Genomic DNA, 26,235 nt, shown 5'->3' with positions numbered 1-26,235 from the left:
TTGAAAACAATATTCTTATTGGATGAATTGCTATTAGTTAATTCGGCTTATCGACTGAATGCGATACAGCAATGAGCCGCCGCGTCACCATCCAAACGCCCTTGGGCGATTCGTTGCAATTTCACCAACTGGTGGGCCGTGAGGCGCTAAGCCAGCTCTACACCTTCGACATCGACCTGCTGGGCAGCAGCAACGCGATCGACTCGAAAGCCCTGCTCGGCAAGGCGTCGACCGTGGCGGTGGAAACCGAAAGCGGCGGCGTGCGCTACCTCGGCGGCATTGCGACCCGGTTCGGGCTGCAACAGGAAGACGCGCGCCATTCCTTCTATCGGCTGCAACTGCGGCCCTGGCTCTGGCTTGCCACGCGGCGCAGCGATTTCCGCATCTTCCAGGGCAAGAGCGTTCCCGACATATTGACGGAAGTGCTGGGCAGCTACGGCTATCCCATCGAGAAAAAGCTCAGCCGGGGCGACTACCGCCGCTGGGACTACTGCGTGCAGTACCACGAGAGCGACTTCAACTTCATCTCGCGGCTGTGCGAGCTCGAAGGCATCTACTACTACTTCCGGCATGAGGCGTCGCAGCACGTTCTCGTATTCGTGGACGACATCGCGAGTTCGCACGCCCCCTTGCCTGGCGGCGAGACCGTGCGCTTTCACCCGCTCGAAAAATCCGGCATGGGCCAGCGCGAGCGCATCTATGCCTGGGAAACCGCGGAAGAGGTGCGCGCGGGCCATCACTACAACGACGACTACGACTTCGAAAAGCCCAAGGCCGACCTCTCGCACCTGCGGCAGATGCCGCCCGGGCATGACCACGACGGCTACGAGAACTACGAGTGGCCCGGCGGCTTCGTGCAGCACGCCGATGGCGAAACCTATGCACGCATCCGCAACGAAGAACAGCTGAGCCAGCGCAGCCGCGCCACCGGCCGCTCCAACCTGCGCGAGCTGGCCACCGGCCACACGCTGCGTCTTGCCGGCCACCCCCGGGCCGACCAGAACCAGCAGTACCTGCTGATGAGCGTGAGCTACCACCTGCAAGAGAACCTGCAGGCCAGCGAAGGCGCGGATGCCACCGAAGGCTCGGTGCAGCGCTTCGCCTTCGATGCGCAGCCCACCAGCCTTGCATGGCGCCCGCAACGCACCACGCCCAAGCCGCGCACCCGCGGCCCGCAGACCGCCATGGTGGTGGGCCCGGCCGGCGAAGAAATCTGGACCGACCAGTACGGCCGCATCAAGGTGCAGTTCCATTGGGACCGCATCGGCAAGGACGACGAGAACTCCAGTTGCTGGGTGCGCGTGTCCACCGCCTGGGCGGGCGCAACCTTCGGCGCGGTGTCGGTGCCGCGCATCGGCATGGAGGTGATCGTCGACTTTCTCAACGGCGACCCCGACTACCCGATCGTGACGGGCTGCGTCTACAACGCCGACACCATGGCGGCCTGGCAGTTGCCGGAGCAAAAGCACCTGTCGGGCATTCGCAGCCGCGAACTCGGCGGCGGGCGCGGCAATCACCTGGTGCTGGACGACACCCACGGAAAAATCCAGGCGCAGCTGCGCAGCGACCATCAGGCGAGCCAGCTGAGCGTGGGCCACATCGGGCGCATCGAAGACACCGCCGGGCGCAAGGAGCCGCGTGGGCAGGGCTTTGAATTGCGCACTGACGGGCATGGCGTAACACGCGCGGCCAAGGGTCTGCTGGTGACCACCGAGCCGCGGCCCAACGCGCAGGCGCACACCACCGACATGGGCGAGACCGTCGGCCGGCTTACGCAGGCGCGCGACCTGCATGAGGGCCTGAGCGAAGCCGCACAGGCCGCGCAGGCGCACGATGCCGGCGACCAGGACGAAGTCGCCAAGGGCCTGAAGGAGCAGAACGACGCCATCAAGGGCCAGGGCGGCAACCGCGAGCAGGGCGATTTCCCCGAGTTCCAGGAGCCGCACCTCACGCTTGCCAGTGCCAAGGGCCTGCAAACCGTGGCGCAGGGCTCCACGCACGTGGTGAGCAACGAGCACACGGCGCTCACCAGCGGCGGCCACACCAGCGTGAGCGCAGGCAAGAGCTTTCTGGTGAGCGTGCAGAGCGCCATCCGCATGTTCGCCTCCAAGGCCGGCATGCGGCTGGTGGCAGCCAGTGCCGACATCGACATCAAGGCGCTGAAGGACAGCGTCAACGTGCTCGCCAAGCTCAATATCACGCAAACGGCCAACAAGATCACCATCCACGCGAAGGAAGAGGTGGTGATCAACGGCGGCTCCAGCTACAGCCGATGGAGCTCGGGCGGCATTGAGCACGGCACCTCGGGCACCTGGCGCGAACACGCGGCGGTGCACAGCCTCGTGGGGCCGGCCAGCCAGGGCAAGCCCGCGCTGCCCAGCCCGCCGCAACTGCCCAAGGGCCAACTCGACCTGTATCACCAGTACATCAAGCCCACTGGCGAAAAGCACCAGGGCGTTGCGCAGGGCGACTTCACCGTGGTCGATTCGGAGGGCGGCACGCACGCCGGCACGTTCGACCGCAACGGCTTCGCGACCGTGTCGGGCCTGCCGATCGGTACCGCGAAGGTCACCTTCGGCAAGGACCCGCGCGACCCGTGGGAAGAGGGCAGCTATTTCGGCACGCCCAAGGACTGGAAGGCGAAGGAACCTGCCGGCGGCGGCGCCGATGCGGCGGGCGCTGCTTCGGGGTTCTCGGGCCTGCTGGGCAGCGCGGGCAATCTTGCCGGCATGGCCGGTTCGGCCGGCGGCGCCGCGGGCGCGCTGGCGGGCGTCGCCGGCATGAACAGCAAGGCCGCGGGCATGCTGGGCCAGGTGACCGAGGCGGCGGGCATGGCCCAGCAAGCCGTGGGCGCCGCGCAGGCCATCCAGCAGGGGGGCGCCAAGGCGCTGCTCGGCCAGGCAAGCCAGGCCGCCACGGGCATGGCGATGCAGGCCGCCGGCGCGCGGCTTGGATCGATGGGAGCGCCTGTCGCGGGCATCGCCAATGTGGCGGGCAGCGTCGCAGGCGGCGGCGTGCCGAGCGGCCTCAAGACAGCAGGTATTGCCACCGCAGCCACTAATCCCGCGCTTGCGGGGCGCACCCCCGGCTTCATGGGCTGACGACGGTACCACCTGTCCTTCGAATAACAAGACGTCTCAGGCAAGAGGAAAAACAAGACAATGCCGGAAGGATCGCAACAGCAGAAGGCGCCCCAGCGGGAGCCCCAGACCGCGGTCGCGCCGCTGAACACCATCGGGACCGAAGACATCGCGGCGGCCAGCAAGGCGGTGGACGACTGGCTGCGCTCTTTCAGCGGCGGCTACGTCACGCTGGAGCGGCTGACCATGGTGCTGGGCAGCATTCCCATCGTCGGCAACATCATGGCGCTGGTGGATGTGTTCCTGGACATCATCACCATTGTCGAGAAGAAGACCAAGGACGGCGTCGAAGCCTTCCTCACGTGGGTCAGTCTGGGCATCAACCTGATCGGGCTGATCCCGCTGCCGCCGACCATGGCGGCCGCGCGCATGAGCCTGCGGCCCACGCTGCACCTGGTGAAGCAGCAGCTCAAGAGCGCCACCTCCAACCTGGGCGAGGCGATCGTCACCACGCTGGTGGGACACCTGAACGCGACGATCATGGGCGAGCTGGACAAGTTCGTCGACGGCGCGATCACGCTGCTCGAAGACATGCTCAAGCGCTGCGCGAACCTCGCCGACCAGATCCTGGACAACCTGGTGGACATCCTGCGGCGGGTGCTGGGGCAGAAGGACCTGTTCACGGTGGCCAAGCCCGTTGCGGCCGAGGGCAAGGTGTATGACCCCAAGACCCAGAGCACGTGGAGCCGGATGTGGGGCAGCGCGGTGCGCTATACGAAGCAATCGGCGAACTACGTCGCCAAGAAAGCCGCGAGCCAGTTGCCGGATGGGGTGGCATCTCGCGTCAATGCGGTCATTACGCAAATGCTGGACTTCAAAGGCCGGTTTCGCGCCCAGCTCACGCGGCTGGCCGACCGGGAGGCGCAGGCCAGCATCATGTGGCTGCTGCACAAGCTCAAGGCGGCGCTGCTGCGCAAGCGCGGCAAGCGCACGGCGAACGTGCCGCCGGCCAAGGGGGCGGAAGCGGAAAAGGACAGGCCCGGCGATCAACTGGAGCACATCGGCAGGCAGGCACCGGCCCGCGGAACGCCCGGGTGCAAGAACTGTCCAGCACCGGCGCGCAAAGGGGGCTCCATCGGCCTGGCGACAGGCAACGAGAGCTTCACCCACACCGACTTCGTGCTCGCCGCACCGCTGCCCATCGAATGGACGCGCACCTATTCGAGCGATCTCGATGCCTATGACCACGGCAGCGTGGGCGCGCGCTGGATCACGCCCTATGCGATTCGCGTGGACGTCGCGACGCCCGCGCGCGGTGCACGCCAGGGCCAGCCAAGCTTTGTCTATCGCGCGGCCGATGGACGCAGCCATGCCTGCCCGCCGCTGGAAATCGGACAAAGCCACCGCGACGCGATCGAGGAAGTCACGTTCACACGGCTGAGCGAGCGGTTGCTGGCGCTCGACTTCGGCAAGCCGATGCCCGAGGGAGGGCAGCCGGACTGGCGCGAGATCTTCGAGTGGGCGGACTGGGCGGCCGGCACGCGCCCGCACTTTCGCCTCGTCGCGCAGCAGGCGAAAGATGGCTTGGCCGTCGGCCTGCGCTACGACCACGTGATTGCTGCAACCGGCGAACAGGTGCTCAGCGACGTCGTGAGCAAGCGGGGCGACGTGGTGATGGCCCACGTGGGCACGCGACCCGACGCAAAGACCGGCCTCATCGAGTCGCTCTGGGAGATCAAGGACGGGCAGGTCGTGCGTCAACTGGCTGCCTATAGGCACGATGCCGAGCGCGACCTGGTCGAGGCGAGGGACGAGAACGGTGCTGCATGGGCCTACGCGTACTCGCATCACCTCGTCACCCGCTACACCGACCGCACCGGGCGGGGCATGAACCTCGAGTACGACGGAATCGGCGCCGACGCGAAGGCTGTGCGTGAGTGGAGCGACGACGGCAGCTTCGCGCTCAAGTTCGAGTGGGACCGCAACATCCGCCTGACCTACGTGACCGATGCGCTTGGCGGAGAGACCTGGCACTACTACGACATCGAGGGCTACACCTACCGGATCATCCATCCGGACCGCCTGGAAGAATGGTTTTTCCGTGACGCGGCGAAGAACATCACGCGCCACGTGCACGTCGACGGCAGCATTGAAGACTTCCGCTACGATGTCGACGGCAACCTGCAGACGCACACGCGTGCGGATGGCAGCCGGCTGCATTTCGAGTACGACGCGCAGCACCGCCTCACGGGCATTCGCGACGCCGAGGGCGGCGTGTGGAAGCGCGGCTACGACGCGCAGGGTCACCTCACGGAAGAGATCGACCCGCTTGGCCACAAGACCGAGTACGCCTACGACAAGGCGGGGCAGCTGATGCGCATCACCGACGCCAAAGGTGGCGTCAAGCGACTCACCTACACGTCCGCCGGACTGCTCGCGAGCCACACCGACTGTTCGGACAAGACGAGCCGCTGGGAGTACGACGGCCGCGGCCGCTTGCTGAAGACCGCCGACGCCGCGGGCCAGACGACCTGCTACCGCTACACCCCCCGCGCCGAAGGCGTGACGGCGCAGCGCGAAGGCAACCACGCCGGCCAGCTCGAAGAAGTGATCTCGCCGGACGGCACGCGCGAACACCTCGTGCACGACGCTGAAGGCCGCCTGCTGTCTCACACCGATGCGCTCGGCCGGCGCACCCGCTACAGCTACACGCGCGCCGGCCTGGTCGCTGCAAGAACCGACGCGGCGGGACGCACGCTGAAATACCACTGGGATCTGCTAGGCCGCCTGACCGAACTGCATAACGAGAACGGCAGTCACCACGACTTCCGCTACGACCCCGTGGGGCGGCTGCTCGAGGAAACCGGCTTCGATTGCAAGAGCACGCGCTACGTGCATGAAGCCTCTACCGGCGTGCTCGCCGAGGTGATCGAGGCCGGCCGCACGACCGGGCTGCAATTCGACGCGCTGGGCCGGCTGCTCGAGCGCGACGCAGGCGAGGGGCAGGTCGAGCGCTTCACTTATGACGGCAACGGTCGGATGACCGCGGCCTCGAACCGCGATGCGCGGCTCGAATGGTTCTACGATGCGGCGGGCAACCTCACGCGGGAGCACCAGCACTACCTGGAGCGCAAGCGCACCGCCGTCTGGCAGCACCGCTACGACGAACTCAACCAACGCATCGCGACGATGCGTCCTGATGGCCACGTCACCGAGTGGTTGACCTACGGCTCGGGCCATGTGCACGGCCTGCTGGTCGATGGCGAAGACATTCTCGGCTTCGAGCGCGACGACCTGCACCGCGAGATTGCGCGGCAGCAAGGCAACGGCCTGAGTCAGCGCCAGACGTACGACCCCGCAGGCCGGCTGCTGGAGCAACGCATCTCCAGTGTCGGGCGCGGGCCTGTCGAGGCGCTGGAACTCAGCCGCCGCTACACCTACGACAAGGCCGGCCAACTCACCGCCATCGGCGACACCCGCCGCGGCGGGCTGGACTATCGCTACGACCCCGTCGGCCGTCTGCTCGAAGCCCACAGCCGCCTTGGCCGCGAAGTGTTCGCCTTCGATCCGGCCGGCAATATCGCCGAACCCCTTGCGGCCGGCGGCCTCGCAACGCAGGCGGTGCCACGGCTGCTCGACAACTTGCTGAAGTCGTATGCCGGCACCACCTATCGCCACGACGAGCGCGGCAACCTGATAGAACGCGTGAAGAACGGCTGGCGGACGGCCTTCGAATGGGACGGCTTCAACCGCATGGCCTCGGCGACGGACCAGAGCGGCGTCACCACGACATTCCGCTACGACCCGATGGGCCGTCGTATCGCCAAGCACTCGGGCGAGTCGACCACGCTGTTCGGCTGGGACGGTGACGTGCTCGCGTTCGAAAGCACCCAAAGCCGCTCGGCGCTGGAGGAGGGCGGCGAGCAAGGCTGGAGCGTGCATTACATCCATGAGCGCGAGTCCTTCGTGCCGCTGGTTCAGGTGCGCCAGACGCGTGCGCTGGCGCTGAGCGAAACGACGGACGTGAAGGCGTTGATGGACGCCAACGGCGGTGTTTACGACATCGAGCAGGATCCGTTGTGGAACGGCCTGCAACACAGAACGCCGCCGGTCTTCGACAGGCGCGACATCGCGTTCTATCAATGCGATCACCTGGGAACGCCGCAGGAGCTGACCGACCACGAAGGGCGGGTGGCATGGTCGGCGCAGTACAAGGCGTGGGGGGAGGCCCGGCAAGCGATCAGCGAAGCGGGGCGAAGGGCGGGGTTCCGCAACCCGATCCGATTCCAGGGGCAGTACTTCGATGAAGAGACAGGCCTGCACTACAACCGGTACCGGTATTACGACCCGGCGAGCGGGAGGTTTGTGTCGCAAGATCCCATCGGGTTGGCCGGGGGCGTCCATACGATGGCGTACGCACCCAACTCGGTCGAGTTCATCGACCCGTTGGGACTGACAAAGTACATCATTCTCGGCGAAGGGCAAGCCGCCGTGGAGGCCTATGCGGCGGCCATGCGGATCAAGTTTCCGTGCGACGAATTCCGAACCATCAAAAAGGACTGGATGGGCATTCTCAAAGACTCGGGGGCATCGCGCGAAGCGTTCAGCAGCAAGGAGTGGGAGCAGAAGGCCGTTGGCGGCAACGCCGCGTGGGCCAGGCAGCGTGCCGCGGAGGGCTATCAGTTCATCGACATCGGGATCGACGGTGCAACCAACCGCAGCCCGTTCTATGCTGCCGAGAAGAAAGCATTGGGCAGGGTCGGTGCCAAGATCTATCCGGGCAACCGGTGCGCAACCCGGGCGGCTCGTGACGGGACGGAAGAAAGCAATCGGCCCAAGGCAAAAGGAAGGTACGGAAAATGAGGCCATTCACCATTCATGTCCCCATGCTTCGAAAGAAGGGGATGCCCGAAAGGATGACTGCGTTCTACGAGGGTGCGCTCGGCTACGAGCCGGATCCGGAAATGGACGTGCTGAGGATTCCCGGCCATCCGAACCTTGCGGTCACTTTCAAGTATTCGGACGCGGCCACCAAGAAAACCGCAGCCCTCTACGAGTTCTTCGTGGAGAAGAACTTCCCCAGCTTTTGCGAGCGCCTGAAGAGCAAGGGCGTGGAATTCGACCTGATCGCACGTACCCCCGGCTTCTACATCGCGAGGATCTTGGATCCGTCTGGAAACTCGATCGAGGTGATTTGCGAGGACTTCGAGGACGAGTCCGGTGCCGACATTTCGGGATGGAGCGTCTATCAGGACATCGATTGAGCCGGTGAAAACACCGTCGGAATCGCCTTTGTCGCAAAGCTGGAACCGGGCGAGAAGGGCCTTGGCAATGCAAACCGCCTCGGCCGTTCGGTGCTGAACATCGCCTTTAAAACGTCGGGCGAGATCTTGCGCAAAGCGGGGAGCCGCTAAAGCGCCTAACGCAATGGAGAACAGCTCATGGAAAACGATGCTTCCGCTTCGGCCTCGTCTCTCTCTCCCATTTCGGGGGCTCAGAGCTATGCGCTCACTGACGAGCAACGCATTGCGCTGACGGCAAAGGCGGAAGCCGGCAATGCAGACTCTGCCTTCCGTCTCTCGCTGTACTACACCTTCACTTTCTCCGATCCCGATCAATCGATGCACTGGCTTTCCATGGCAGCCAAGGGCGGACATGGCATTGCGCAGCACAACCTTGCCTACGACCTGTACATGAGCGGCACCGACCTCGCAAAGGCTGCCTACTGGGCAGCGGAGTCGCAGAAGAACGGCAACGCCGAAGCCGGTTGGCTGCTGAGCGAAATCGAAACCGAGAAGGTCGTTTCCGGGTGGACCCCGCTGACATGAGCTCGCAGTTGATCATCCTGGCCCACGACATGTGGCGCAAAGGCGCAGGCGGAGCGCCGGCCGGCCTGGTCGGGCAGGCCGACAGCTTCGCCTACGCGGGGCTCGACCTGGGCCTGGCGCAGTTCGCCGGCTCGACTTTCGCAGGCACCAGTTTCATCGCCACCAGCTTCAAGCAGGCGGGCTGGAGCGCCTGCCAGTTCACGGGCTGCAACTTCACGCAGTGCGACTTCAGCGGCATATCGATTACCGGCTGCACCTTCGTCAATTGCAGCTTCACGCGCGCGAACTTCGACGGCGGCAGCATCGGCGCCAGCACCTTCACGCAGTGCCAATGGGACGACATCAGCTTTGCGGGCGGCCGCTGGAATGACGTTGGCGTGCTGAACTGCGGCGGCACGGTGGTGCACGCACAGGGCCTGCAAGGGCGCAGCGTGGACTTCACGGGCAGCACGTTCGAGCAGCTGGAGTTCCAGGGCGCGAACATCAACTGAGAGGAAATATACAAAAATGGCAGGGACGGGAGAAGCCAAGGCGCCAGCGCAGCGCGAACCGCAGACGGCCGTGGCGCCGCTGAACACCATCGTCAAGGAAGATGTCGCGGCGGCCAGCAAGGCGGTGGACGACTGGCTGCGCTCTTTCAGCGGCGGCTACGTCACGCTGGAGCGGCTGACCATGGTGCTGGGCAGCATCCCCATCGTCGGCAACATCATGGCGCTGGTGGATGTGTTCCTGGACATCATCACCATTGTCGAGAAGAAGACCAAGGACGGCGTCGAAGCCTTCCTCACGTGGGTCAGCCTGGGTATCAACCTGATCGGGCTGATCCCGCTGCCGCCGACCATGGCGGCCGCGCGCATGAGCCTGCGGCCCACGCTGCACCTGGTGAAGCAGCAGCTCAAGAGCGCCACCTCCAACCTGGGCGAGGCGATCGTCACCACGCTGGTGGGTCACCTCAACGCCACCATCGTGGGAGAGCTCGACAAGTTCATCGACGGCGCCATAGACAAGCTCGACGGCATCCTGAAGAGCTGCGCGGACCTGGCCGACAAGATCATCGACAACCTCGTGGACATTCTTCGGCGTGTGCTCGGGCAGAAGGACCTGTTCACCGTGGCCAGGCCCGGCGCGGCGGAAACGAAGGTGCACGACCCGAAGACGCAAAGCACCTGGAGCCGCATGTGGGGCAGTGCGGTGCGCTACACCAAGGAGTCGGCCAACTACGTGGCCAAGGCGGCGGCGAGCCAGCTGCCCGCGGGCGTAGCGAGCCGGGTCAACGGCGTCATCACGCAGATGCTGGACTTCAAGCGGCTGTTGCGCGGGCAGTTGTCGAAGCTGGCCGACCGGGAGGCGCAGGCCAGCATCATGTGGCTGCTGCACAAGCTGCGGGATGCGTTGCTGCGCAAGAAGGGCAAGGGTTCAGCCATCGTGTCGCCGCAGGCGGGCGCCAAGGCCGAGAAGGCCAAGCCGGGTACGGCGCTCGGCCACATCAACAAGCAGGCGGATGTGCAAGGACCGACGCCAGGCTGCAAAAACTGCTCTGCGCCAGCGCGCATAGGCGCTTCGATCAGCCTCGCGACCGGCAATGAGAGCTTCACGCACACCGATTTCGTCCTTGCCGCACCGCTGCCCATCGAATGGGCGCGCACCTACGCCAGCGATTTGGACGCCTTCGACCGAGGCAGCCTGGGTGCACGATGGATCACGCCCTACAGCATGCGCGTGGACATCGCGACGCCCACCCGCGGCGCTCGCAAGGGACGCGCGAGTCTGGTCTATCACGCAGCCGATGGGCGCAGCCACACGTATCCGGTGCTGGCCGTCGGACAGGCGCATCGCGATGCCATCGAAGAAATAACCGTCTCGCGCCTCAGCGAAACCTTGCTGGCGCTGGACTTCGGCAAGCCGCTCCCAGCGGGAGCGCAGGCCGATTGGCGCGAACTCTACGAACTGGTCGACAGCAAGCAGCCGCACTTTCGGCTGGTGGCGCAACAGGCCAAAGACGGCATGTCCATCGGCCTGCGCTACGACCACGTGATCGCTTCCACCGGCGAGCAGGTGCTCAGCGACATCATCAGCAAGCAGGGCGACGCGGTGATGGCGCATGTGGGCACGCAGCCCAATGCAAAGACCGGCCTCATCCGGTCGCTGTGGGAGCTGAAAGACGGCCAGGTCGTGCGCCAACTGGCCGCCTACACGCACGATGCCGAACATGACCTGACTGCCGCGCAGGACGAGAACGGTGCCAGCTGGAGCTACACCTACAGCCACCACCTGGCCACCCGCTACACCGACCGCACCGGCCGCGGCATGAACCTCGAATACAACGGCACCGGCGCCGACGCCAAGGCCGTGCGCGAGTGGTCCGACGACGGCAGTTTTGCGCTGCAGCTGGAGTGGGATGCCAACATCCGCCTCACCTACGTCACCGATGCGCTGGGCGGCGAGACCTGGCACTACTACGACATCGAGGGCTACACCTACCGCGTCATCCACCCCGACAAGCTGGAGGAATGGTTCTTTCGCGATGATGCAAAAAACGTCACGCGCCATGTGCATACCGACGGCACCACCGACGACTACACCTACGACGAAGACGGCAACCTGCAGACGCACACCCGCGCGGACGGCAGCCAGGTGCATTTCGAGTACGACAACCAGCACCGCCTCACGGGCATCCGCGACGCCGAGGGCGGTGTGTGGAAGCGCGACTACGACGCACAGGGCCACCTGGCGGAAGAGATCGACCCGCTGGGCCACAAGACCGAGTACGCCTATGACAAGGCCGGGCGGCCCGTGCGCATAACCGACGCAAAGGGCGGCGTGAAGGCGCTCGCCTATTCCCCGTCAGGGCAATTGCTCAGCTACACCGATTGCTCCGCCAAGACCGGCCGATGGGAGTACGACGAACGCGGCCGCGTAACCAAGGCCGTGGATGCAGCAGGCAACACCACCAGCTACCGCTACGCCGCCGGCCAGATCGAAGAGATCGTGCTGCCCGACGAAACCAGCGAGCACTTCACGCACGATGCCGAAGGGCGCCTGCTCGCGCACGCCGACGCGCTCGGCCGGCGCACGCGCTACAGCTACACACGTGCAGGCCTCATTGCTAGCCGCACTGACGCGGCAGGCCGTTCGCTCAAATACCACTGGGACTTGCTGGGCCGGCTCACGGAGCTGCACAACGAGAACGGCAGCCGCTACAACTTTCGCTACGACCCCGTGGGGCGCCTGCTGGAAGAAACCGGCTTCGACCGCAAGACCACGCATTACCGGCACGAGGCAGCCACCGGTACGCTCGCCGAAGTGGTCGAGGCCGGCCACGCGACCCAACTGCAGTTCGATGCGCTCGGCCGCCTTGTGGAGCGGAACGCTGGAGAAGGCCAGCTCGAGCACTTTGCCTACGACCGCAACGGCCGGCTGGTGGAGGCCGCCAATCGCGATGCGCGCTTGCAGTGGTTCTATGACCGGGCCGGCAACCTGACGCGCGAGCATCACCACTACCTTGCGAGTGCCCGCACGGCGGTCTGGCAGCACCGCTACGACGAACTCAACGAGCGCATTGCCACCACTCGCCCTGACGGCCACGTGACCCAATGGCTCACTTATGGTTCTGGCCACGTGCACGGCCTTCTTGTCGATGGGCAAGACATTCTCGGGTTAGAACGCGATGATCTGCACCGCGAGGTGGCCAGGGAGCAAGGCAACGGCTTGAGCCAGCGCCAGAAGTACGACCCCGCCGGCCGGCTGCTGGAGCAGCGCATTTCGCAAACCGGGCGCGGCCCCGCCGATGCGCTGGAACTCAGCCGCCGCTACACCTACGACAAGGCCGGCCAGCTCACCGCCATCGGCGACAGCCGCCGTGGCCGGCTGGACTACCGCTACGACCCCGTCGGCCGCCTGCTCGAAGCCAACAGCCGGCTCGGCCGCGAGGTGTTCGCCTTCGATCCCGCGGGCAACATCGTCGACCCCGCCCAGGCAGAAGGCCCGGTGCAGCGCACCTCCAACAAGCTGCTCGACAACCTGCTGAAGGAATACGCCGGCACCAGCTACCGCCATGACGAGCGCGGCAATCTCATCGAACGTGTGAAGAACGGGCGCAAGACCGTCTTCGTGTGGGACGGCTTTAACCGCATGGCAGCGGCCATCGACCACGATGGCACCACCACCACCACCTTCAGCTACGACCCCTTGGGCCGCCGCATCGCCAAGCGATCAGGCGACGCGACCACCTCGTTCGGATGGGACGGCGACGTGCTCGCGTTCGAAAGCACCCAAAGCACCGCTGCGCTGAACGAGCGGCAAGGGCAAGGGTGGAGCGTGCACTACATCCACGAGCGCGACTCCTTCGTGCCGCTGATGCAGATCAGGCAGCCGCGCGCCATGGCGCTGAGCGAAACGACGGATGTGAAGGCGCTGATGGAAGCGAATGGCGGCGCGTACGACATCGGGCAGGATCCGCTATGGAATGGCCAGCAGCGCAGCGTGCCGAGCGCCTTCGACAGGAAGGAGATGGCGTTCTACCAGTGCGACCACCTGGGCACGCCGCAAGAACTGACGGACCATGAAGGAAGCATTGCATGGTCGGCGCAGCACAAGGCCTGGGGCGAGGCGCGGGAGACGATCAGCGAGGCGGGGAGAAGGGCGGGGTTCAGGAACCCGATCCGGTTCCAGGGGCAGTATTTTGATGAGGAAACGGGGCTGCATTACAACCGGTATCGGTACTACGATCCGTATGCGGGACGATTCCTCTCGCGAGATCCGGTTGGTCTACTCGGTGGCTTCAATTTGCACCAGTTCGTTCCTAACCCGGTCGAATGGATTGATCCGCTAGGTCTCGCACGGCAAAAAGGAATTACTCCAAATAACAAGGGCACTCGGACGACTATAGAAGGAGGGGCGCTTCCAGAGGCCGCGGTGGGCTACAGCGGACGAGCCGGCGGAAGTGGTGCCAGCAACCCTGTGGTCAAGGAACTCTATGACTCCGTGCCGGAGGAACTGCAATCCCCAACGCATTCATGGTGCGGTGAACCGGACGCACTTAGCGGAGTTGCCAACCAGCACAATGTGTCGAATGTTGCCGAGCTTCGCAAGGTTGTTCATGGCGCCACTTCGACTACCGTCAGAAATGATGGGGTAGCTCTTCCGTTCTGTAGTTCCTGCGGACATGTGATGCGTCGGCTTGGCGTATGTGATGGAGCAAAAAAATGAATGGACCATTCAGCGATGCTGAAGAAGAAGAACTCGAAACCCTCGAATACGAACTGACGAAGGGCGAGGTTACTTACGGCCGAATGATGAAGATGTATGCCGAGTTTTTACTCGCATCCATCCGACGGAGGCAGGGCGCACAAGAAATCAGTCCGTCTCTTGAGTTGGATTTGCTGGTTCAACACCTTCAAACGGCAATTGCCAGCTTCGGCACTACCAATAGTGACGAGGTGCGAAGTGCGTGCAGAGTCGAGTTAGTGCGGCTTTCCCGTCGCCTTGAAAGCGAACGACCGGATCTTGCGGCCCTCCTTCGATGCGCCGTCTGCTGCTTCTATGAAGAAGGCGGCTGGGACCCCGATAAAGAAGAGGACGCAACGCCTATCCCGCTCTACCTCTTTTTGCTCAAACGATTCGATCCCCGCATGGCGGCGGAGCTTTTGACTTACGTGCGCACGCATCTGCTTGAGAAAAACAGTGGACCTTAAAGGTCTCAAATGCAAGAATGCCAAGTCATGATTGAATCCGCAGAGCGTTTTAAGGCTTTATCTTCCAGCCAAGATGAAATGGATGTAAATAGATCCCTATTTGATTCGGCTTCTCTTGATGTCTGGATGGAAATTATTAACTGCGATGCTGCGAGACATCTGGATGTGGCGCAAAACCGTACCATTCCCGACGAAATCAAAAGAATGCTAGTGGAAAAGGGAAATCCCACTGTGCGCTCAATGATTGCTGAGAAGCGAAAGTTGCCGCCCGATCTGTTTTTTGTTTTATCTAGGGATTCAGACTCTCTGGTGCGGCAGAAAATCGCAGCTAACGCAAAGACCCCGCCCGAGATACTTCAGCATCTGCTTCAAGATGTTGATGGGAATGTTGCGCGTGTTGCTCGATATAGGGTTGAGAACAGATAGCAAGTATGGGATCACCAGATGTCCCGAACACACCTCATGCGCATTTGAATTTCTGACCTCGAAAATGAACAATGGTACGCCCACAGGGAATTTTCTGGTCACAAAGAATGTTCACGTTCCGCTGGGGTGTTTATGATGGTTTTTAATTTTGGCCCGCTCAGTAAGAATGAACTCATCATCAGATATGATGTTGATGGGGCTAACGAATTTCTATTAAAGATTTCGAATATTTCAAAAGACGCAAGCCGGTCAATGGTTGTCGATTGTTTTGAATATTCTGGAAGAGAATTTGTTGGTGCTCAGATCGAATTAAAAAGAGAGGACGAGGAGAGGCTGGAGATCAATGGCGCGAGACTAACGCTTGCCATGAGCGATGAGGCTTGTGAATATGCGGAGTTCTTGTTGAAAAAATTCATTGATGAAGGGGCCGAAAATACAATACGCAGGTGTTTTTTGTAAAACCCTCTTCGCTTGATCTCTTGGCTTCTTCCAACGGAGTTAAGTAGGCACCGATGAACGGCGCTGTCAATCAAGTAGATGCGGTTCACGCCACGAGTACGAGCAGAAGGAGCCTTTGTTCCGATGTTCGATCGTCACCGCCACACTTCGCGTCGTGCGGGTTTCACGCTACCGCCAGCCTGTTACCACTCCTCACCGTCACCCGGGTTTTCGATAACTAAATCCACTTGATTTAGTCGCTCTGCTGTCCGATAGTCTCCCTGCGCCCGGATGCCGCGTCCCTCGTCGGACCCGCTACCGGATCACAAGACCGCAGGCGCATTGCCGCCTGACCACGGAGACATACACATGCTCAGCTCCCGCTCCATCCTGGCCCTGGCGGCCATGTCCCTGGCTGCATCGTCCGCCGCCTTTGCCGCCGACCAGCCGGTCATCGGCCTCGTCACCAAGACCGAAACCAACCCCTTCTTCGTGAAGATGAAGGAGGGCGCGCAGGAAGAAGCCAAGAAGCTCGGCGCCAAGCTGCTTTCGGGCGCGGGCAAGGCCGACGGCGACAACGCGGGCCAGATCACGGCCATGGAAAACATGATTGCCGCGGGTGCCAAGACCATTCTCATTACGCCGAGCGACGCCAAGGCCATCGTGCCGGCGATCAAGAAGGCGCGCGACAAGGGCATCATGGTGATTGCGCTCGACAGCCCGGCCGATCCGCCGGAGGCGACCGATGCGCTCTTTGCCACCAACAACTACACGGCCGGCGTGCTGATCGGCGAATACGCCAAGGCCGCGATGGCCGGCAAGCCGGCGAAGATCGTCGCGCTCGACCTGCTGCCGGGCCACCCGGTGGGCGCGCAGCGGCACAACGGCTTCATGAAGGGCTTCGGGCTTGCGGCGAACGATGCCAAGTCGAACGAGCTCTCGAAGGCGCCCGAAATCGTCTGTATGGCCGACAGCTTCGGCGACCAGGCCAAGGCGCAGACGGCGATGGAAAACTGCCTGCAAAGGGCGCCCGACGTGAACCTGGTCTACACCATCAACGAGCCCGCCGCGGCCGGTGCCTACAACGCGCTCAAGCGTGCGGGCAAGGAGAAGGGCGTGATGATCGTCTCTGTGGACGGCGGCTGCCAGGGCATCAAGGACACCAACGCCGGCGTGATCGCGGCGACGTCGCAGCAGTACCCGCTCAAGATGGCGGCCATGGGCGTGGCGGCGGGCGTGGAATATGCCAAGACGGGCAAGAAGGCCTCGGGCTACGTCGACACGGGGGTGACGCTCATCGCCGGCAAGAGCGTGGCGGGCGTCGACAGCAAGGACACCAAGACCGGCGCCGAGCTGTGCTGGGGCAAGAAGTAATCGAGGCCCGGAGCAACTAGATGGCGAAATCTCCGACGCACCATATTCCGTGGGGCGCCCTGGGGCCGTGGCTGGCCCTGCTTGGCGCATGCATCTTCTTTGCGACCCAGTCCGACCGCTTCCTGACGGGCGGCAATCTCTCGCTGATCATGCAGCAGGTGATGGTGGTCGGCGTGATCGCCATCGGCCAGACGCTGATCATTCTCACGGCGGGCATCGACCTGTCGTGCGGCATGGTGATGGCGCTGGGCAGCATCATCATGACCAAGTTCGCCACCGAACTCGGGTTGCCGGTGCCGGTGGCCATCCTGTGCGGCATCGGTGTGACGACGCTGTTCGGCTTGCTCAACGGCTTGCTGGTCACGCGCATCAAGCTGCCGCCGTTCATCGTGACGCTGGGCACGCTGAACATCGCGTTCGCGATCACGCAGCTGTATTCGTCCTCGCAGACCATCACCGATCTGCCCGCCGGCCTCACGGTGCTGGGCACCACCTTCACTGTGGGCAGCGCCGAAGTGGCATGGGGCACGGTGCTCATGCTGGTGCTGTATGCGTTCGCATGGTTCGTGCTGCGAGAGACGGCCGCGGGGCGGCACATCTATGCGGTGGGCAACAACGCCGAGGCCACGCGACTGGTCGGCATTCCCACCCAGCGCGTGCTGCTGGGCGTGTACGTGGCGGCGGGCGTGCTCTACGGCATTGCCTCGCTGCTGTCGGTGGCGCGCACCGGCGTGGGCGACCCGAATTCGGGGCAGACCGAGAACCTCGACGCCATCACGGCCGTGGTGCTTGGCGGCACCAGCCTGTTCGGCGGCCGCGGCATCGTGCTGGGTTCGCTCATCGGCGTGCTGATTGTCGGCGTGTTCCGCAACGGGCTTACGCTGATGGGCGTGTCGTCCATCTACCAGGTGCTGGTGACCGGCGTGCTGGTAATTCTTGCGGTGGCTGCCGACCAGTTGTCGCGCCGGGGAGCACGCTGATGAATGCCATGGCCAATCCCAAATCCGCCAAGATCGTCATGCAGGCCAAGGGCTTGGTAAAGCGCTATGGACAGGTGACAGCGCTCGACGGTGTCGACTTCGAACTGCGTGAAGGAGAAATCCTCGCGGTGATCGGCGACAACGGCGCGGGCAAGTCGTCGCTCATCAAGGCGCTGTCGGGTGCCATCGTGCCCGACCAGGGCGAAATACTGCTCGACGGCGCACCGGTGCACTTTCGCAACCCACTCGATGCGCGGCGCGCCGGCATCGAAACGGTCTACCAGGACCTGGCCGTGGCGCCGGCCATGACCATCTACGAGAACCTGTTCCTCGGCCGCGAACTGCGCCGCCCGGGCTTCATGGGCAACGTGCTGCGCATGCTCGACAAGAAGAAGATGCGGCAGGAAAGCGCCGCCCGCATGGCAGACCTGAAGGTCGGCATCCAGTCGATGACGCAGGCGGTCGAAACGCTTTCGGGCGGACAGCGCCAATGCGTGGCCGTGGCGCGCAGCGCGGCCTTCGCGCGGCACGTGGTCATCATGGACGAGCCGACCGCCGCGCTCGGCGTGAAGGAAGGCAACATGGTGCTCGAGCTGATCCGCCGCGTGCGCGATCGCGGCCTGCCCGTGGTGCTCATCAGCCACAACATGCCGCATGTGTTCGAGGTGGCCGATCGCATTCACGTGGCGCGCCTGGGCAAGCGTGCGGCCGTGCTCAACCCGAAGAACATCAGCATGAGCGATACGGTGGCCGTGATGACCGGCGCCATGACGGCCGACCAGCTGCCCGCGGAGGCACATGCCTGATGCAGAAGCCTCTGCTGCCGTTGGTTCGCGCCCGCCCGACCTGCTGCGACCCCGCGGGTCCAACCAGGTGGGCATGCGCCAGTTCAACGAACGCGTGGTGCTGCAGGCCCTGCGCGTTCACACCAGCCTGCCCAAGGCCGATCTCGCGCGGCTGACCGGGCTGAGCGCCCAGACCATCGGGCTCATCACCGCGCGGCTCGAGGAAGACGGGCTCATCGTGAAGCAGGGCCGCGTGCGCGGCCGCATCGGGCAGCCTTCGGTGCCGCTGGCGCTCAACCCCGACGGGGCCTTTGCCATCGGCATCAAGGTGGGCCGGCGCGGTGCCGAATGGATGCTCATCGACTTTGCCGCGCAGGTGCGCGAGCGCCATGCCATCAGCTACGAGTTTCCCGATGCGGAGCAACTGCTGCCTGCCATTGCCGAGCACATCCACCGGCTGCAGGGCGGGCTGGGGCCGCTCGCGGGCCGCACGGTGGGCACGGGCCTGGCCGCGCCGTTCCGGCTCGGCGGCTGGCACCACACGCTCGGCCTGTCGAAGGCGCAGTCCGACGTCTGGAACCAGATGGACCTTGCCGCCGAAGTGCGGGCGCGCACCGACATGCCCGTGAGCTTTGCTCGCGACACCGTGGCGGCCTGCGTGGCTGAACTGGTCATGGGCCGGGGCCACGACCTGAAGAGTTTCCTGTATGTGTTCGTCGACACCTTCGTGGGCGGCGGGCTCGTCATCAATTCGCACCTGCATACCGGTGCGCATGGCAACGCGGGTGCGCTGGCTTCACTGCCCATGCAGCCTGCAAGCGCAGGCGGGGCGCTCCCGCAGCAGCTGATTGCCGAGGCCTCGCTCTGGGAGCTGGAACAGCGCCTGCGCAGCGAAGGCCTCGATGCCACCGCGGCCTACGACGACCGTGCCTTGCAGCCGCCCTATGCGGCGGCAACGCAGGCTTGGCTCGCATCGGCATCGTTCGCGCTGGCCCACGCGATTGCAAGCGGCACCGCAGTGCTCGACCTGGCCGACGTGGTGATGGACGGCTCCATGTCGCGCCCGCTGCTGCAGGCGCTGCTGGACCAGACGCGTGCCGCCTTGGGCCGATGCAACTGGGAAGGCTTGTGGCAGCCGCGCCTGCATGGCGGAAGGGCGGGCGCGCAGGCCTGCGCGCTGGGCGGTGCGATGCTGCCGCTGCACGCCAACTTTGCGCCGGACCACGATGTGTTCCTGAAGGCGGCCTGAGCGGCGCGCCGGCCGGCTTGAGCCGCCTACAGCCTCGCCGCTGCGTGCAGGTTGCGCGGAACCCGCAGCGTGCTTGCGTGTGCGCCCTCGGGACAAGGCCCATCGGAATAGCCGGCAGTGCCCTCGGGCATGACGCACTTGTGCACCTCGACGAAGGCGGGCGGCTCCGCGGGAGCGATCACGGGGGCCTGGAAAGTTGCGTTCGCCAGCGGCGCGCGATGAGGTGTCGGCAACGCTGGTTCTTCGGACGGCCGTGTTGCCGCACCCGGCACGGTGGCCTCGACGTGGGCCGGCATGACTGCGGGTGGCAAGGCCGGCGCGCGCGCCGCGCTCTCGTGCACCAGGTCTTTCAATGTCACATAGAAGAGAAACACAGCGAGCAGTGCCACGGCCAGGCAAGGTACCCAGTACCGTTCGGAGCCGGAGCGTGCGGTGTCCACTCGCTTGAACTTGTCAACCGTCTGTTCCAGGCTCATGGCTGAAGCTCCTTGTTGAGGTTCAGGCATTCTTGGCGGCGGCGTCAAGCACGGCTGTAGGCCTGCGCCATGTGCCCCTACGGAATTCGTCTCGAAAACACCGCGGATAAAACCGCACCGTGGGCCAGGTGTCTCGATAATGCGATCCACTTGTCGAGAACCGGAAAAAAATGAGCTCCGCAGATTTCCTTTTCGCCCCCGAGGTGCAAAAGCTTTTGATGGTCGCCTACGCGGCTCCCGACCAACAGTTTTCTTCCAGCGAGCTGGCCCAGCGTTCGAAGCTCGACCCCGCCGATGCGGCGCGCACCCTGGAGCACCTCGTCGGCAGCGGCATCCTGAAGAGGCAAAAACCGAAGGCAGACCAGGCCGATACCGTCTCGGTCGACCGCGCGTTCCTCTTTCACGACGAGCTGCGCAACATCGCGCTGAAGTCGTTCGCCGTCGCCGAACCGGTTCGCGCGATGCTGCGCGCCAAGTTCAAGGATTCGGTCTTGCGCGCCTTCGCCCTGGGAGAAGACAAGGACGGTACCGTGGAACTCCTCGTCGTGCACGGCCAGTTGATGCCCGACGAGGCTGCCATGAAGGCCGCATGCCAGAAGCTGTCGAAGAACATCCACCGTCATCTGAAGATGCACGTCATCTCGAACGCCAGGTTCAACGGCCTCGCGCCGCGCGACCTGCTCGCTTCGAAGCTGGCGGCGCCTGGTGCCCTCGAGATCATTGCGCTTGGGGACACGAAGGCCCAGCTGCCTGTCGAGAAGGTCAGCCTCTTGCAAAGCGCGAAGAAGAAGCTGGCAACGCTGTCACGCCCATCGGCGTGAGCGCGGTCAGGGCTTCCAGCGGCGCAAGCCGAGCTCGTCCGCGAGTGCTTGGTAGGTCTTGATGCGAGCCTGCACGTAGGCGTCGAGGGCGGCGCCGGTGAGCGCGAAAGGATAAAGGCTGTGCCGTTCGCGCAGCGCGGTGTAGCCCGGCGCGGCAGTGGCCTCCGCGAACGCGGCGGTCCATGCGCGCACGGCCGCCTCGGGCACGTTCGCGCTGAGGTACAGGCCGCGCACTGTCGGCCAGACGATGTCCACGCCTTGCTCGCGTGCGGTCGGCACGCCGGTGAGCGCACCGCCGAGCCGCGTCTCCGACAGCACGGCCAGCAGGCGCACTGCCGCGCCGCCCGCGATGGCCTGCAGCGCCTCGGCCGCATCGCCCGGGAACACGTCGACGTGCTTGCCCTGCAGCGCGCCCAGCGCATCGCCGCCGCCTTCGAAGGAGACGAAGCGCATGGCCTTGTGGTCGCGGCCCGCGGCGCGCACCAGCAGCGCCGCCTTCACCCAGTCCTGGCTGCCGACGGTGCCGCCCGCGCCGAAGGCCATGCGCGAGGGGTCTTGCCGCAGAGCGGCGACCAGATCTTGCAGGCGCTTGTAGGGTGAGTCGCGGTGCACGGCGATCACGCCGTAGTCGGTGCCCAGCGTGGCGATCCAGCGCACGGCCGAAGGGGGATGCGGGCCGAAGCGGCCCTGTGCAAGGTTGAGCAGCGAGCCGCTGGAGAACGCGACCAGCGTGCCCGGCCCGCCGAGCTGGCCGGTGGCAATGCGGTCGAAGGCGACCGCGCCGATGCCGCCCGGCAGGTAGCGCTGGGCCAGTGGCGGGCGCGAAGGGCGCACCGCCTGCAGCGCATCGCGCGCGAGGGTGCAGGTAAGTTCGAAGCCGCCGCCGGCCTTGGCGGGGATCACGCAGTCGGCCGCGGCCAATGACGGATCGCCGGATTGCGCAGCGGCCCGACGGGCGATGCCGGGGATCAGCAGCGCGGACAACGCGCGCAGCGCATGGCGGCGGTTGGAGAAGGGCATCTGCATGGGAGTGCGGGTCGCTAGCTGGCCGCCGGCCGCGGCCACCAGATGATCGCATGCAGCCCCGTGCCGGCCTCGCGTGCCTCGAGCCGCAGCTCGCCGCGGTGGCGCTGCGCGATCGAACGTGCAATGGCCAGCCCGAGGCCGAAGCCGCCCTTGCCCGCACGCGCGCCGCGGCGAAAGCGCTGGCCCAGCGCGGCACGCTCCTCGTCGCCCAGGCCGGGGCCGTCGTCTTCGACGTTGAGACTCCAGCCTGCGGCATCGCCCGCTGCGAAGAGGGTGATGGTTCCTTCGGTTGGCGTGTAGGTGATGGCGTTCGCCACGAGGTTGCTCAAGGCCTCGCGCAACAGGCCCCGGTCCGCCACCGCAAAGAACTCCGGCGACGGCGCATGAATGCCCAGGTCGATGCGCTTGGCGCGTGCCAGCGGCAGCAGGTCGACGGCCACTTCGCGCAACAGCGCCGCAAGGTCGAACTCGGCGGGTTCCACCGCCACCGTGTCGCTGCGGCCGAGCGCAAGCAGTTGCTGAGCACTGCGCGTCGCGCGGCCGATCTCGGTGCCGAGCGCATCGAGCGCGGCCCGCACCTGCGCCGGGTCTTCTTCGCGCCTGGCGTAGTCGGCTTGCATCTGCAGCGTGGTCAGGTGCGTGCGCAACTGGTGCGAGGCATCGTCGAGAAACTGGCGCTGCTGCGTCACGAGCTCCTGCGTGCGCGACATCTGCTGGTTGACCGCCTGCACCAGCGGGCGCACTTCAGCGGGCAGGTCGGTTTCGGCGATGCGCGTCAGGTCGTCGGGCGTGCGGGCCTGCACCTCGCGCGCGAGCCGCGACAGCGGCCGCAGTGCCGCCGCGAGTGCAAAGGCGGTGCCGCACAGCAGCATTACCAGCACCAGCCCATCGCGCAACGCGGCGCTGCGCACGAAGCGCGTGCTGAATTCCTGCCGCGAACGCGTGCTCTCGCCCACCTGGATCAGTACGCTGCGGCCGGTGCTGCCGGCGGGGGCGCGGTCGAGGTTGCGCCGGTAGGCGGCGAGCCGCACGGCCTCGCCGAAGTAGGTCGCGTCGTAGAAGGCCGGCACGCCCATCGTCAGTTCGGTGGGCGGCGCGGGCAGGTCGGCGCTGCCGAGCTCGACCAGCCCGTCGGAAGTCGCCACGCGAAAGAACACCTGGCCGCTGGCCGTCAGCTCGAAGAACTCGAGCATCGTGTAGGGCAGTTCGACCGAGAGGCCACCCGAGGCGGTGGAGATATTGGCATCGATGGACTTCAAGGCGCCCAGCAGCGAGCGGTCGTAGGCTGCGTTGGCGGCGGCGAGCGCGTCGTGCCGCGTCATCCACAACTCAAGGCCCGTGACCACCAGCAGGGCAGGGAACAGCAGCAGCGCAAGCCGCTGCCACAGGCTCGCGCGCCGCAAGCGGTTGGCGATGCCCAGCGTCATGCGCATGTCACGCGCACTCAGTCCGCTTCCAGCACATAGCCGAGCCCGCGCAGCGTGACGATGCGCACGCCGGTGCCGTCGAGCCGTTTGCGCAGCCGGTAGACGAGCACCTCGACCGCTTCGGGGTGTACCTCTTCGTCGTCGGAAAACACCCGTTCGAGAATCTGCTGCTTCGACAACGGTTCGCCGCTGCGCTGTACCAGCACGCGCAACACCGCATGCTCGCGTGGCGAGAGCGCCAGCGCTTCGCCGTTCAGCACGAACTGCCGGCGTGCGCCGTCGTACACCAGCGGGCCGCAGGCCAGGCGCGGATGCTCGACGCCGCGCGCGCGGCGTACCAGCGCATGCAAGCGCGCTTCGAGCTCGGCCAGCGCGAAGGGCTTGGCGAGGAAGTCGTCGGCACCCTCATTGAGCGAGGCCACGCGCTCGCTCAGCGAATCGCGCGCCGTGAGGATCAGCGCCGGCAGCCGCTGGTCGCGTTCGCGCAGGCGCTGCAGCACCGTGTGGCCGTCCATGCCGGGCAGGCCCAGGTCGAGCACCAGCGCATCGTGGTCGCGCTGCTGCAGCGCGCGGTCGGCAAGCCGGCCGTCGTCCACCCATTCGACCTGGATGCCCGCATGTTCCAGCGCCTTGCAGAGCCAGGTGCCCAGGGTGTGTTCGTCTTCAGCCAGCAGGATGCGCATGGCGCGATGCTAGGGCCTGCGAGGCTCAGTCCGGCTTGATGTTTGCCCTTGCGATCACCTTCTGCCAGCGCGCCTGCTCGGCCGCGATGAATTGCGCGAACTGCTCTGGCGTGCCGCCGATGGCTTCCGCCGCGTCGGCGGTCAGCCGCTGCATCGAGTCGGGCGACTTCACCGCTTTCATCGTTTCGGTCGAAAGCTTTGCCAGTTGCGCGGGCTCGATGTTGGCCGGCGCGAGCATGCCGTACCACTGCGTCATCTCGAAGCCGGGGAAGCCTTGCTCCGCGACGGTCGGCACGTCGGGCAACTGTGCGAGGCGTTTGGCCGAGCCGGTCGCGATGCAGCGCACCTTGCCGGTCTTGATGAAGGGAAGGATCGCCGCGGCGCCGATGGCCGAAGCGTCGAGCCGGCCCGAGAGCAGGTCGGTCACCATGGGGCCCGTGCCGCGGTAGGGCACGTGCAGCATGAAGACGTTGGCGGTCATCTTCAGGTACTCGAAGGCCAGGTGGCCCGCGCTGCCGTTGCCCGCGGAGCCGTAGCTCAGCTTGCCGGGCTTCGACTTGGCGTAGGCGATGAACTCCTTCAGGTTCTGCGCCGGCACATCCGGGTGCACCACGTAGAGGCTCGGCACCTTGGCCAGCAGGCTCACGGGCTTGAAGTCCTTGTTGGGGTCGTAGGGCAGCTTGGCGAAGATGTACGGGTTGACCGCCAGCGTGCCGATGTGGCCGAGGATCAGCGTGTGCTGGTCGGTGCTGCGTGCCACTTCGCTCATGGCGATGTTGCCGGCCGCGCCCGGCTTGTTGTCGACGAAGACGCTCTGGCCCAGCGTGCGCGAGAGTTCGGCGGCTGTGGAGCGCGCCACGATTTCGGAACTGCCGCCCGGCGCGAAGGGCACGACGAAGCGCACCGACTTGCTGGGCCAGCCGGCCTGGGCCGAGGCCATCGAAGGCAGCAGGCCGCCAAGGGCCAGCGCGCCGCCGCCCTGCAGCCATTGACGGCGCGTGGACTGTTGATCGTTCAGGAAGTAGTTGTCGGACATGAATTTGTCTCCATCGCTTTTGTGAGCGTGCATCCTGCCCGAGGGATGCTGTCGGAAAGCTGTCAGTTCAAATCAGGTTGCGCATGGCCTGCGCCGTTTCGCGCAACACCGGCAGCACGCGTGCCACCGCGTCCTCGGAGCTTTCGTGGCCCATGGGCATCGTGATGTTGAGTGCGCCCACCAGCATGCCGTGCCGGTCGCGCAGCGGCACGGCAATGCCGCGCGAGTTGAGGTCGAGCTGCTGCTCCGACAGCGCCCAGCCCTGTGCGCGGATGCGCGCCAGTTCGAGCTTCATGCGCTCCTTGCTCGCGATGGTGTGCGAGGTGAACACCTGCAGTTCGCGCGTGGCGAGCCATTCAGCCAGCTCGGCGTCGCCGCGCAGCGCCAGCATCAGCATGCCCGCCGCCGTAACCTGCGCCGGCACGCGCGCGCCGAGCACATAGCCGGTGCTCATGCTGCGGTTGGGGCCGTTGCGCGCGATGTAGACCACCTCGTCGCCGTCCATCACGCTCAGGTAGGCGATCTCGTTGGTGCCGGCGGCCACGCGCTGCAGAAACGGCTGGACGATGCGCGGCAACCGCGCCGAATCGAGGTATGACTGGCCCAGCCGCAGCACGCGCGGCGTGAGCCAGAACAGCTTGCCGTCGCTAGCCACATAACCCATGTGCTGCAGCGTCAGCAGGTAGCGGCGCGCGGCCGTGCGGGTCATGCCGGTGCGTTCCCCGGCCTGGCTGGCGGTCAGGCGCGGGTGGGCGTCGTCGAAGGCTTCGATGATGCTCACGCCGCGCTCCAGGCCCGCGATCCAGTCGCGCTTGTCCAGCCCGGGCGGCGCGGGAGAAAGATCGGCGGAATCGGTGCTCATGCCCCGGAGTTTGCCGTGCGGCGGGCGCCATCACGGACCGCGCTCATCAGG

At 65.3% G+C, this 26,235-nt stretch carries 20 protein-coding genes; 14 read left to right on the top strand and 6 right to left on the bottom strand.

The features are described from left to right. Positions 1 to 71: 71 nt before the first annotated feature. From ABIC94_RS24810 to ABIC94_RS24750, 13 genes are all read left to right on the top strand, one after another. Positions 72 to 3,101 (top strand): type VI secretion system Vgr family protein, encoded by a 3,030-nt coding sequence (locus ABIC94_RS24810; RefSeq protein WP_354375652.1) that lies wholly within the window; start codon positions 72 to 74, stop codon positions 3,099 to 3,101. A gap of 60 nt (positions 3,102 to 3,161) precedes the next feature. Beyond that, positions 3,162 to 7,943 (top strand): RHS repeat-associated core domain-containing protein, encoded by a 4,782-nt coding sequence (locus ABIC94_RS24805; RefSeq protein WP_354375651.1) that lies wholly within the window; start codon positions 3,162 to 3,164, stop codon positions 7,941 to 7,943. Continuing rightward, a complete protein-coding gene (locus ABIC94_RS24800) occupies positions 7,940 to 8,344 on the top strand; it encodes a VOC family protein (RefSeq protein WP_354375650.1) in 405 nt (134 codons plus the stop codon). Before ABIC94_RS24805 ends, ABIC94_RS24800 begins: the two co-directional genes overlap by 4 nt. Positions 8,345 to 8,521: 177 nt before the next feature. Then, positions 8,522 to 8,908, top strand: a complete 387-nt coding sequence (locus tag ABIC94_RS24795; RefSeq protein WP_354375649.1) for a hypothetical protein — start codon at positions 8,522 to 8,524, stop codon at positions 8,906 to 8,908. After that, entirely contained in the window at positions 8,905 to 9,399 is a 495-nt protein-coding gene (locus ABIC94_RS24790; RefSeq protein WP_354375648.1) for a pentapeptide repeat-containing protein, read from the top strand. Before ABIC94_RS24795 ends, ABIC94_RS24790 begins: the two co-directional genes overlap by 4 nt. Before the next feature lie 16 nt (positions 9,400 to 9,415). Further along, positions 9,416 to 14,116 carry an RHS repeat-associated core domain-containing protein gene (locus tag ABIC94_RS24785; RefSeq protein ID WP_354375647.1) on the top strand — a complete coding sequence of 1,567 codons (4,701 nt, stop codon included), beginning with the start codon at positions 9,416 to 9,418 and terminating at the stop codon, positions 14,114 to 14,116. Continuing rightward, the gene (locus ABIC94_RS24780) at positions 14,113 to 14,601 is read left to right on the top strand and encodes a hypothetical protein (RefSeq protein WP_354375646.1); all 489 of its coding nucleotides are present in this window, start codon (positions 14,113 to 14,115) and stop codon (positions 14,599 to 14,601) included. Before ABIC94_RS24785 ends, ABIC94_RS24780 begins: the two co-directional genes overlap by 4 nt. Positions 14,602 to 14,628: 27 nt before the next feature. Continuing rightward, positions 14,629 to 15,027: a hypothetical protein gene (locus ABIC94_RS24775; protein ID WP_354375645.1), complete on the top strand. Its 399-nt coding sequence runs from the start codon at positions 14,629 to 14,631 to the stop codon at positions 15,025 to 15,027. A 132-nt stretch (positions 15,028 to 15,159) separates the two neighbouring features. Beyond that, positions 15,160 to 15,486, top strand: a complete 327-nt coding sequence (locus ABIC94_RS24770; RefSeq protein ID WP_354375644.1) for a hypothetical protein — start codon at positions 15,160 to 15,162, stop codon at positions 15,484 to 15,486. Positions 15,487 to 15,834: 348 nt separating this feature from the next. Beyond that, the gene (locus tag ABIC94_RS24765; protein ID WP_354375643.1) at positions 15,835 to 16,839 is read left to right on the top strand and encodes a sugar ABC transporter substrate-binding protein; all 1,005 of its coding nucleotides are present in this window, start codon (positions 15,835 to 15,837) and stop codon (positions 16,837 to 16,839) included. Positions 16,840 to 16,859: 20 nt separating this feature from the next. Next, positions 16,860 to 17,819 (top strand): ABC transporter permease, encoded by a 960-nt coding sequence (locus ABIC94_RS24760; RefSeq protein ID WP_354375642.1) that lies wholly within the window; start codon positions 16,860 to 16,862, stop codon positions 17,817 to 17,819. After that, entirely contained in the window at positions 17,819 to 18,625 is an 807-nt protein-coding gene (locus tag ABIC94_RS24755) for an ATP-binding cassette domain-containing protein (protein WP_354375641.1), read from the top strand. The genes ABIC94_RS24760 and ABIC94_RS24755 overlap by 1 nt, the downstream gene beginning before the upstream one ends. Continuing rightward, positions 18,618 to 19,853, top strand: a complete 1,236-nt coding sequence (locus tag ABIC94_RS24750; protein WP_354375640.1) for an ROK family transcriptional regulator — start codon at positions 18,618 to 18,620, stop codon at positions 19,851 to 19,853. The genes ABIC94_RS24755 and ABIC94_RS24750 overlap by 8 nt, the downstream gene beginning before the upstream one ends. A 26-nt stretch (positions 19,854 to 19,879) precedes the next feature. On the opposite strand, the gene ABIC94_RS24745 is transcribed toward ABIC94_RS24750, so the two are convergent. After that, complete coding sequence (locus tag ABIC94_RS24745; protein WP_354375639.1) at positions 19,880 to 20,329, bottom strand: hypothetical protein; 450 nt, start codon at positions 20,327 to 20,329, stop codon at positions 19,880 to 19,882. 170 nt (positions 20,330 to 20,499) lie between these two features. Here ABIC94_RS24745 and ABIC94_RS24740 point away from each other — a divergent pair, with 170 nt between their 5' ends. After that, a complete protein-coding gene (locus ABIC94_RS24740) occupies positions 20,500 to 21,150 on the top strand; it encodes a hypothetical protein (protein WP_354375638.1) in 651 nt (216 codons plus the stop codon). A 6-nt stretch (positions 21,151 to 21,156) separates the two neighbouring features. Here ABIC94_RS24740 and ABIC94_RS24735 read toward each other — a convergent pair whose 3' ends face one another. From ABIC94_RS24735 to ABIC94_RS24715, 5 genes are all read right to left on the bottom strand, one after another. Continuing rightward, entirely contained in the window at positions 21,157 to 22,176 is a 1,020-nt protein-coding gene (locus tag ABIC94_RS24735) for a Bug family tripartite tricarboxylate transporter substrate binding protein (protein ID WP_354375637.1), read from the bottom strand. Positions 22,177 to 22,190: 14 nt separating this feature from the next. Next, on the bottom strand, positions 22,191 to 23,609 hold the full coding sequence (locus tag ABIC94_RS24730) for a sensor histidine kinase (protein WP_354375636.1): 1,419 nt from the start codon (positions 23,607 to 23,609) through the stop codon (positions 22,191 to 22,193). Between the two features lie 11 nt (positions 23,610 to 23,620). Continuing rightward, positions 23,621 to 24,286: a response regulator gene (locus ABIC94_RS24725; protein WP_055805513.1), complete on the bottom strand. Its 666-nt coding sequence runs from the start codon at positions 24,284 to 24,286 to the stop codon at positions 23,621 to 23,623. Between the two features lie 25 nt (positions 24,287 to 24,311). After that, a complete protein-coding gene (locus ABIC94_RS24720; RefSeq protein WP_354375635.1) occupies positions 24,312 to 25,322 on the bottom strand; it encodes a Bug family tripartite tricarboxylate transporter substrate binding protein in 1,011 nt (336 codons plus the stop codon). Between the two features lie 67 nt (positions 25,323 to 25,389). Beyond that, complete coding sequence (locus ABIC94_RS24715) at positions 25,390 to 26,184, bottom strand: IclR family transcriptional regulator domain-containing protein (RefSeq protein WP_354375634.1); 795 nt, start codon at positions 26,182 to 26,184, stop codon at positions 25,390 to 25,392. Positions 26,185 to 26,235: the final 51 nt, after the last annotated feature.

The sequence above is a fragment of the Variovorax paradoxus genome (assembly GCF_040544635.1).
In the GTDB taxonomy this organism is placed as follows: Bacteria; Pseudomonadota; Gammaproteobacteria; order Burkholderiales; family Burkholderiaceae_C; genus Variovorax; species Variovorax paradoxus_R.
The sequence above is the reverse complement of the archived record's forward strand: the minus strand, read 5'-3'. Positions and strand labels throughout refer to the sequence as shown.